General features: G+C 71.3%; 11 protein-coding genes and 2 pseudogenes. 1 reads left to right on the top strand and 12 read right to left on the bottom strand.

The annotated features are described in order from the left end of the window. Positions 1–220: PfkB family carbohydrate kinase (locus ACFV4N_RS35145; RefSeq protein ID WP_499676972.1), on the top strand; the 220-nt coding region annotated here is incomplete at its 5' end. Between the two features lie 75 nt (positions 221–295). Here the strand turns inward: ACFV4N_RS35145 and ACFV4N_RS35140 are convergent. From ACFV4N_RS35140 to galT, 12 genes and pseudogenes are all read right to left on the bottom strand, one after another. Next, on the bottom strand, positions 296–805 hold the full coding sequence (locus ACFV4N_RS35140) for a thiamine pyrophosphate-dependent enzyme (protein WP_499676971.1): 510 nt from the start codon (positions 803–805) through the stop codon (positions 296–298). A gap of 70 nt (positions 806–875) precedes the next feature. Then, positions 876–1175: a hypothetical protein gene (locus ACFV4N_RS35135; protein ID WP_499676973.1), complete on the bottom strand. Its 300-nt coding sequence runs from the start codon at positions 1173–1175 to the stop codon at positions 876–878. A gap of 71 nt (positions 1176–1246) precedes the next feature. Beyond that, positions 1247–1468: pseudogene (locus tag ACFV4N_RS35130) on the bottom strand (thiamine pyrophosphate-binding protein); the annotation flags it as partial. 47 nt (positions 1469–1515) lie between these two features. Further along, on the bottom strand, positions 1516–2727 hold the full coding sequence (locus tag ACFV4N_RS35125; protein WP_499676970.1) for a zinc-dependent alcohol dehydrogenase: 1212 nt from the start codon (positions 2725–2727) through the stop codon (positions 1516–1518). A 101-nt stretch (positions 2728–2828) separates the two neighbouring features. Continuing rightward, the gene (locus ACFV4N_RS35120) at positions 2829–3398 is read right to left on the bottom strand and encodes a hemerythrin domain-containing protein (RefSeq protein WP_499676969.1); all 570 of its coding nucleotides are present in this window, start codon (positions 3396–3398) and stop codon (positions 2829–2831) included. Positions 3399–3488: 90 nt separating this feature from the next. Then, positions 3489–3905, bottom strand: a complete 417-nt coding sequence (locus ACFV4N_RS35115; RefSeq protein ID WP_499676968.1) for a four-helix bundle copper-binding protein — start codon at positions 3903–3905, stop codon at positions 3489–3491. Between the two features lie 13 nt (positions 3906–3918). Next, positions 3919–4989, bottom strand: coding sequence for an L-dopachrome tautomerase-related protein (locus tag ACFV4N_RS35110; protein ID WP_499676967.1), 1071 nt, complete (start codon positions 4987–4989; stop codon positions 3919–3921). 11 nt (positions 4990–5000) lie between these two features. After that, positions 5001–5618 carry a flavodoxin family protein gene (locus tag ACFV4N_RS35105; RefSeq protein WP_499676966.1) on the bottom strand — a complete coding sequence of 206 codons (618 nt, stop codon included), beginning with the start codon at positions 5616–5618 and terminating at the stop codon, positions 5001–5003. Between the two features lie 286 nt (positions 5619–5904). Next, a complete protein-coding gene (locus ACFV4N_RS35100) occupies positions 5905–6594 on the bottom strand; it encodes a DsbA family oxidoreductase (RefSeq protein WP_499676965.1) in 690 nt (229 codons plus the stop codon). A 22-nt stretch (positions 6595–6616) separates the two neighbouring features. Further along, the gene (locus ACFV4N_RS35095) at positions 6617–6901 is read right to left on the bottom strand and encodes a hypothetical protein (RefSeq protein ID WP_499676964.1); all 285 of its coding nucleotides are present in this window, start codon (positions 6899–6901) and stop codon (positions 6617–6619) included. 306 nt (positions 6902–7207) lie between these two features. Then, positions 7208–7423: pseudogene (locus ACFV4N_RS35090) on the bottom strand (aldehyde dehydrogenase); the annotation flags it as partial. 425 nt (positions 7424–7848) lie between these two features. After that, positions 7849–8735 (bottom strand): galactose-1-phosphate uridylyltransferase (gene galT / locus ACFV4N_RS35085; protein ID WP_499676963.1); only part of this gene is annotated, 887 nt, incomplete at its 5' end.

Below are 8735 nucleotides of genomic sequence, written 5' to 3'. Positions count from 1 at the left end.
GCCTGACCCGGTGTACGAAACCCGCGGCGGCGGTGACTCCGTGACCGCCGGACTGGCCGTCGGACTCGCGCGGGGCATGTCGCTCGACCAAGCCCTCAGGCTCGGTGCGGCGGCGCGGGCGCTCACCCTCACCCGGCACGGCCTGGGCACGGGCGGCGGCGAGACCGTGCGCCACCTGGCCGAACTCGTCCACCTCAAGCCCGTGGGCGACGAGCGGTGATGGTCGTCGCTCAGCTCGGGCTGCGAGGGGGCCACCGACGCCGGTGGTCGGCTCGACCGGTGGGGAACGCCGCTGTCAGGAGTCGTCGCGGTCGTCTTCGGACGTCGTGGGATCGTCCCGCTGGTCGTCGGGTGATGAGGAGTCCGGTTCGCCGAGCCCTTCCTCCTGCTCGGTGGCGGGCTTCGCCTCGCCGGCGCGCACGGCTTCTTCCTCGGGACCGGCTCCGGTGATGTCGTCCATGCCCGTCCGGTACCCGCCTCCCCCACCGCGAAACGCGGTCACGTCCCGAACCGGCACGGTGGTGGGCACCGTCCGGGGTCGCGGCGGCCGGTGAGCGGTGGTGGGCCGGGTGCTCGCCCGGCTCACCACCGCCTCGACCACCACCGGCCGGTCGGCGTGGAACGCCTCGTGCCACGCCTTGCCCACCTGGTCGGGTGAGTCGACGCGGATGCCGCGCAGCCCGAGCAGCTCGGCATAGGCGGCGTAGGGGAACTCGGGGACGCGCTGCGAGGTCGGGAAGCGCGGGTCGCCCTCCATCTCGCGCTGCTCCCAGCTGACCTCGTTGAGATCGCGGTTGTGCAGCACCAGCACAACGAACCGGGGTCCGCCCAGGAGCGCCACCGGTCGGCCACGGTGATCAGCTCCAGCAGGCCGTTCAGCAGCGCGACCTTCCGACCGGCGTTGAGCACGTCGGCGGCGCGGCGCAGGTCGTCGGTGCGCGACAGCACGCGGGGCCGGCGGTGACCGCCGAGGAGGGCACGACGCCGTGGGTGTGCGGCAGGTCGTCCACCGCGTCGGCGCGCTGCACGTCGTGCGGCACGATCAGGCAGGTCGGCACGCGCTCGGAGATCGCGGTGCGCATCGCGTTGTCCAGCAGCACCGGCAGTTGCTCGGAGGTGGCGACGGTCTGGAGGTACCGGCCGCACACGTCCTTGAACAGCGAATGCAGGTCCACCTCCTGCAGGTAACACGTCCCCAGCGCGGTCGACACCACCTGGCCCACGTCCGCCGCCCCGGGCGGCGGTCCAGCTTGGCGTCGTAGAGCCCGTTGAGCAGGTGGATCGCCCCCGGCCCCTGAGTGTCCGGGCACACCCGGACCCCGCCGGTGTACTTGGCGTGGCCGGTGGCCGTGGACGCGGCCATCTCCTCGTGCCGCACCGGCACGAACTCCGGATCACCACCGGCCCGGTTCAGGGCGGCCAGGAGCGGATCGATGCCGTCGCCCGCGTAGCCGAAGACCCTGGGCACGTCCTACGTCCGCAAGCGCCGGACGAGCGCGTCAGCGACGGTGTCGCTCAGGCGACGTCCAGGACGGTCTTGAGCCAGCCCTCTTCACGCCGGTCGAAGGTCTCGTAGGCCTCCACCGCATTGATCGGCCGCTCGTGCTGCGTGATGAACGCGGTGGGGTCGACCACCCCGCTGACCACGAGGTCGAGCAGTTCGGGCAGGTAGCGGCGGTGGTTGCAGTTGCCCATCTTCACCGTGAGGTTCTTGTTCATCGCCTCGCCGATGGGGAAGCTGCTGAAGCCGGGCGGGTAGACGCCGATGATCCCGATGCTGCCCGCCTTGGCCACCGCCTGCACCGCCCACCGCAGGGCTTGGCTGGGCGAGTCGCCGGGCACCCACTGCTCCCCGCTCGGGTTGGCGTCGGGGGCGGCCTGCCGCCGTTCCTGCTCGAACTGCTCGGCCTGCTGTTCGGCCTGCTCGGCGGCGGGGCCGGTCTTGGGGCGCTGGGCGTCCACGCCGACGGCCTCGATGACGCGGTCCACGCCGATGCCGCCGGTCAGCTCCTTGACCAGCGCGACCGGGTCCTCGCGGTTGAAGTCGACCGTCTCGGCGTTCTGCTCGCGGGCCTTGTCCAGCCGGGAGGCGATGCCGTCGACGACGAACACCCGCCCCGCGCCCTGCCGCTTGGCCGAGGCGATCGCGAACTGACCGACCACGCCCGCGCCCAGCACCAACACGCTGTCACCCTTGCCGACCTCGGCCAGCCGCGCCCCGAACCACGCGGTCGGGAAGATGTCGGACAGCAGGATGGCCTGGTCGTCGCTGACCGCGTCGGGGATGCGCACCAGCGTGGTCATCGCAAAGGGCACCCGCGCGTACTCGGCTTGCAGCCCGTCCACCGGGCCGGTCGTCTCCGGCCCGCCGAAGAAGCTGGTGCCCGCCGACGGGCCGTTCGGGTTCGCGGTGTCGCACTGCGCGTAGTAGCCGGCCCGGCAGTACGAGCAGGTGCCGCACCCGATCGTGGAGGTCACCACCACCCGGTCGCCGCGGGAGAACCCGCGCACCGCCGGACCGACCTCCTCCACCACGCCCACGGCCTCGTGGCCGAGGATCGTGCCCTCGACCATGCCGGGCATGGTGCCGCGCACCAGGTGCAGGTCGGTGCCGCAGATCGCGCTGCGCGTGATGCGCACGATCGCGTCGCTGGGCTCCAGGATCTTCGGGTCGGGCACCTCCTCCAGCCGGATGTCCCCGGTCCCGTGCCACACCACTGCCTTCATCCCGCCTCCTCCGTCGTCGTCCACGGACGGCTTCCCGTGCGGTGGGTGGCGAAACGCCACCCACCGCGATCGGCGGGCCGGGGTGCGCTCACCCGGGGTGGTCAGCTGTTGCGGCCGGACAGCGCGTCGCGCAGCCGGTCGATCAGGCCGGTGCCGGGGTTGAGCAGGAGGTTGGCCGGGGGCTTGTCCGGGGCTGCGGGGTGGGGGCGGGTCGGGGCGACCTTCTTGGCCGCGATGACCTTGCGACCCAGTTCCTGGAGGTCCTCGGCGGAGCAGCGGGCGGCGAGCTGGGGCAGCAGGTCCTCCTCCTCGTCCTTGATGTGGTGGCGGATCTCGCGCATCAGCTCGCCCAGCAGCTCGTCGAAGCGGGGGTCGGTGGGCTCCAGGCCCTCCAGCTCCTTCATCACCCGCTCGGCCTCGGCGTGCTCTTCGATCTCGTGGTCGGCCACCTCGTCGCCGTTGGGCAGCACCTTCCGGGCGGCCGGGTACATGAACTGCTCCTCGGCCACCGAGTGCCGCACCAGCTCGCTGATCACGTGGTCGACCAGGGCACGCCGGTGCTCGGGCGTGCCCTGGCCGGACTCCAGCTCCTGGAACACCCGCTCGACCTCGCGGTGGTCGGCGGTGATCACGCGGACCAGGTCGGTGTCGTGCTCGCGCTCAACGGTCACGAAAAGCCTCCTCCAGGCATCGGTCCACCGCCGGCTACCCGTGCCGGACGAGTTCAACCACGCACCACCCGATCGAATGACACGGTCGCCTCAGCCGATGGCGGCCAGCAGGTCGCGGCAGGCGCGCTCGCAGTTCCGGCAGGCTTCGGCGCAGATCCTGCAGTGCTCGTGCATCTCGGCGTGCGAGCCGCACTCGTCGCCGCAGGACTTGCACACCGTCGCGCACGCCTCCAGCAGCGACCGGCTGATGTTCGCGTCGTAACCGGTGTGCCTCGACAACACCCGCGCGGTGGTGGAGCAGATGTCGGCGCAGTCCAGGTTGGTGCGCACGCACTTGGTCAGCTCCGCCACCACCTCCTCGCTGAGGCAGGCGTCCGCGCAGGCCGTGCACGCCTCGGCGCAGGCGATCAGCGCGTCGATCGTCGCCGCGAGCTTGGCCCGGTCGAGGTTGATCTCGGCGGGGTAGGTCTCCAGCATCGGCATCGTGGTGGTGGTCAAGCGGATCACTCCTCCTGGGGTTCTACCGGAGCCGGACGGGTCCGGCGTCGATGGGCACGCGGAACAGGTGGTACGGCTTGCGCCTGCGGTCCTGCCCGCCCTGGTACTTGGCCTGGCGGTGCAGTTGGTTGGCGGTGACGTAGAGGTGGCCGTCGGCGACCGACATCGTGTCGGGCCACAGCAGGCGCGCGTCGTGGGCGACGGTCTCGAAGTCGCCGTCGGGGGTTCGGCGCAGGACCGCGTCGTGCTCGTAGTCGGTCAGGTAGAGCCGACCGGCGTCGTCGGTCTCCAGGCCGTCGGAGCCGCCGCCCTTGTCGCCCTCGTCGACGACCTGCTCGCCCACCTCGTCGTCGGGCAGGGAGCGGTCCAGCAGGGCGTGGGTGGGCACGCTGTACCAGCGGCGCGAGGCGAGCGGGCAGTAGTGCAGGCGGCTGCCGTCGGCGCTGATGGCGATGCCGTCCGCGCCCATCGACACCGGCTTCGGCTCGCCGTCGGCGGGGCGCTCCAGGAACGGGGCGCCCTCCACGACCGGGCGGAAGTCCTCGAGGGGCACCGCCTTGGTGGACGGGTGGTCGTGCAGCCGCCGCCACGACTCGCCGCTGTCCAGGTCCACCACGATGATCCCGTTCGGGCCGGAGTCGGCCGAGTCGGTGATGTAGGCGACCCCGGCCCCGCCCTGGCGCAGGTCGAACCGCACGTCGTTGAGGTAGGTCGTCCCCAGAACGACGTCCTGCGGGAAGGTGATCACTTTCGTGACGGTGTCTGTGGCCAGGTCGACGCACACCAGCTTCGGACCGCCCGGCTTGGTCGGTCGGAAAAGAGGGCTGCCGGTGTCGAGCACCCACAAGCGGTCGGCCGGGTCGACCACGATGCTCTGCACCGACACGAACGCGTTCGCGTCGTCATCACCCGATGGTGAGTTCCACGCCTGATCGGGGAACGGCACCTCGGCCCCGTCGCGCAGCTCCACCACGGTCGCCGGAACATCGTCACCCCACAGGGGGAAGTTCACGAACACCCGACCGGTGTGCGACACGCTCACCCCGGTGGGCATCGGACCGGTGAACTCGTGCACCACTTCCAGCTCTGCCACAGGAGTGCTCCTCACTGGACCGGCGGGTATTGGGCCTGCTTGAGCAGCCGCGCGAGGTGCACGGCGTTGTTGGCCAGCTTCTTGTTGGTCGAGGCGACCGCGTCCGGGGTCTCGTCGAGGTCGAGGTAGTCCTTGGGGTTCATCGCCTCGGAGTTCCAGTACGTGCCCCCGCTCGCGGGGATGGTGAAGCCGATGTCGTTGAGCGCCTGGAAGCAGTCGGCGATGATCTTGTGCGCGCCGTCCTCGTTGCCCACCACCGCCACCACGGCGACCTTGCCGTACATCGACGGGCGGCCCTGGTCGTCGGTCTCGGACAGCTCGGCGTCCAGCCGCTCCATCACCCGCTGCGCCACGCTGGACGGGTGCCCCACCCAGGTCGGGGTCGCGAGCAGCAGGATGTCCGCGGCCAGGATCCGCTCGCGGATGGAAGGCCACTGGTCACCCCCGCCCATGTCGGTCTGCACGCCGGGGCGCACGTCGAAGTCCACGACCCGGACCAGGTCGCCCCCGACGCCGTGCGCGGCGAGTTCGCCCAACACCTGCCGGGCGATCTTGTCGGTGCTCGACGGCTCGGGCGAGGGCTTGAGCGAGCAGGTCAGCGCGAGCGCGGTCAACGTCGTAGGAGCCATGCACAGGGCCTACCCGCTCAGCGCCGGATCAACCCGGTGCGGCGGCGGTGAGGACCGCAGTCGCAGGTCAATCCTCCGGGCCCTTCTCGACGCGCAGGCCGCGGGCCGCACGGAGGCGCGGACGGTCCGGTCTCGCAGGCGGCCAACCGCTCCCGCAGCGCCGCCTCGGGCACGGGGAGCCGGTCGTGGTCCTGCGGGGCCATCAGCTGCAGCGCGGCCCTGCGCGCACGGTCTTGGAACGGCTCCCGCGCACCCGGCGACACGTGCTCGCCCCAACTGGCCGTGGTCATGCGGCGGTGTCGGCGGCGCGGCGGACCAGCTCGGCGAACACCGACGGGTCGTCGTGCTCGACCACCGGGAAGCCCGCGCCCTGCTCCCCCACCCAGCGCAGCCCGATGCCGGGGTTGTGCACGTCGTAACCGTCGGCGAAGAACAGGTGCGGGCTGCCCTGCACGGCGTCGCGGTTGGCCCGGTAGTCGCGCATCATCGGTCCTCGCGCCCGCCCGTCGTCCAACGCCTCACCCAGGGCGTCGGCGTCCACGTGCTCGCAGCCCCGGGCGATGTCGACGATCTCGTGCCGCAACGACACGCACCGGCTGTCGCGGAACAACGCCAGCCGCAACGCCACGTCCAGCTCCTCCGCCGCCCGCGCCGACTGCTCCTTGGCCGCGTGGACCGCCTCGTTGGCCGGCGCGGTGGTCACCGGCCAGTCCGCCGGGTCGCCTTGCCAGTTCTTCCAGCCCAGGTCCGGCTCCAGCGCACCCACCACCGGGATTTCCGAATCCAGGAAATTCTTCGGGATCGGGAAGCCGTTGACGTCCTCCAGCAGGAAGCACCGGTGGTCCAGGCGCACCCGGTCGGCCAGTCCCAACTCGTCTCGCGCGCGCAACAACCGCACGATCGCCACGGTCGACCACGCGCACGCGACGTCGGTGTAGATGACGATGGTCCCCGGTCGCACTTCAGGTCGCGGCACGCCCCACCTCCCATTCGATCGTTCATGGCGAGTACCCGGTCCAGCCGCCGACGAACGCGAACACGGCGCCGACCCCCGCGAGACCCAACAGCGCGTCCAGGGCGATGCCGTCGGCGACGAATCCCGACCCGACCCGCCGGGCGTCCGCGGCCGACGGGTCGAGGCAGGTCTCAAGACAGGACTTCAGTGCGAGCGCAACCTCGGACGACGTAGTCCACCTGTCCCGCGGAGACGGCAGGTGCGACTCGTTCCCGCGCGGGTACCCCCAGGGCCGATGGGATCCGCCCGCCACGAGGAGGAGCGTCATGGCGCAACCGAACCCGCCGCAGCCCACGCCGCCACCCGGGCCCAGTCCCACTCCGGGCACGGAACCGCCGGTTCCGCCGACGCCCAACCCGCCCGATCCGACCACGCCCGAGCCACCCACCCCCAGCCGCTGAGCTCCGCCGAGCGACGAGCGCTGCGACGGTCACCGAACGCGGACCAGGGCACGTGGCGGCTTCCCGCGCCCCGGCACCTCGCGGTGCTCGGGGTCTGCCACCACGCGGCTGACCGCAGCGCGGTCCGGGCAGCGCAGGCCGCCCCCTGAACCGTGCGGCCCGGGCGGTGCCGCTCAGGCGGCTCGTCCCGGGTGCAGCAGCACCTCGGTCCAGCCGTCCTCGCGGCGGTCGAACCGCTCGTAGCCCTCCGGCGCCTGCTCCAACCCCAGCTCGTGGGACACCAGGAATGACGGCGTGGCCCGCCCGGCGGCGATCAGGTCCCGCAGTTGGCGGTTGTACCGCCTGACCGAGCACTGGCCGGTGCCCATGCGCTGCCCCTTGGTGAAGAGCTCCTATTGAGTCGAAAGTAATCGATTTCCTATAGGCTGGGCAGGAGGTTGAGGTCGAGGCTGCGCACCGGTCGTCTCCTGTGGAGCAGGAGGTGCTGCGGTTGCGGGTGGTGGCGGGTCTACCGGCAGGAGGGTCGTGACGGCCTGGCGATCCGCAAAGGACGACCCGGCCCCGCCGAACTGATCGACGCGGAGGACCGGGGCACGTTGTTCGCGGCGATGGCCGACTACAACCCGGAGGACTCCCCGCAACCCGACTCCGCCAAACGGGGTGAGGATCAACGAACGCTTACCGCACCACCACGAAGCCATGTCCGCTGGTCCATGATCCGCGTCACCAGCCGCCAGCTCATCCAACCTCGGTAGCCCGGGAACAGCTACTCCGTGATCACCGCCCGCAACTCTTCGCGGCCGGCCCGTCACCGTCAGGGCGCAGCGCGCAACCGCTCCGCGACGTGCTCGGGGGTCGTGTCGTTGATCCAGACGCCCATGCCCGACTCGGAACCGGCCAGGTACTTCAACTTGTCGGCGGTGCGCAGGACGGAGAAGACCTCCAGGCGCAACCAGGACAAGTCACGACCGGTGCGGGTCGGCGCTTGGTGCCACGCCGCGATGTACGGCAGGGGGCGGTCGTACAGGGCGTCCAGGCTACGCAGCACGCGCAGGTAGCAGGAGGCGAAGTCGTCACGCTCCTGCGGTGTCAGGGCGGGCAGGTCGGGCACCTGGCGATGTGGCACTAGGTGCACCTCGACGGGCCAACGGGCAGCAGCCGGGACATAGGCCGTCCAGTGCTCGGAACTTTCCACAACGCGTGTCCCCGCTGTGCGTTCGGCCGCCAGCACGTCCCCGAGCAGAGGACGACCGTGCTCCTCGAGGTACGTCGACGCGACGGCCAACATGCGGCTGGTCCTGGGTGTCACGAAGGGGTAGCCGTAGATCTGGCCGTGCGCGTGGTGCAGGGTGACACCGATCTCCTCCCCCCGGTTCTCGAACGGGAACACCTGCTCCACGCCGGGCAGCGCGTTCAACGCCTCGGTGCGGTCCGCCCACGCGTCCACGACCGTGCGCACCCGTCTCGCAGACAGTGATCCGAATGACGCGGAGTGGTCCGAGGTGAAGCACACGACCTCGCACCGACCACGGCCGGGCATGCGCTCCACCCAGCCCGACACCGAGGACGTCGATTCCGGCACGCCCTGGGCGAACGAGGGAAACCTGTTCTCGAACACCGCCACGTCGTAGGACGGCTCGGGGATCTCGGTCGGCTTGCCCGGCGTCGACGGGCACAGCGGGCACAGGTCGGCCGGCGGCT

Source organism: Actinosynnema sp. NPDC059797 (assembly GCF_042732085.1).
Classification (GTDB): domain Bacteria; phylum Actinomycetota; class Actinomycetes; order Mycobacteriales; family Pseudonocardiaceae; genus Actinosynnema.
This window is presented reverse-complemented; position numbering and strand designations above follow the sequence as displayed.